At 74.8% G+C, this 238-nt stretch carries 1 protein-coding gene; it reads left to right on the top strand.

The genetic code is table 11. The features are described 5' to 3' along the window. A partial coding sequence (locus IH50_RS38555; protein ID WP_158801457.1) for an acyltransferase domain-containing protein occupies positions 1-238 on the top strand: 238 nt, incomplete at both ends.

Here is a 238-nt window from a genome sequence, read left to right as displayed (position 1 = left end):
CCTGCGCGGGACGGTGGAGTTCGAGGCGGCGACGCGTGCGCTGCTGGCGGACGGGTTCCGGGTGCTGGTGGAGGTCAGTGCGCATCCGGTCGTGGCGACCGGGGTGCGTGAGACGGTCGAGGACGCGGGTGTCGCCGCCGGTGTGGTGGGGACGCTGCGGCGGGAGGAGGGCGGCTGGGAGCGGTTCACGCTGTCGCTCGGTGAGGCGTGGGCGTACGGCGCCGACGTCGACTGGGAC

Origin of the sequence: Streptomyces sp. NRRL S-37 (assembly GCF_000721605.1) — a bacterium.
Taxonomy (GTDB): Bacteria; Actinomycetota; Actinomycetes; order Streptomycetales; family Streptomycetaceae; genus Streptomyces.
The sequence above is the reverse complement of the archived record's forward strand: the minus strand, read 5'-3'. Positions and strand labels throughout refer to the sequence as shown.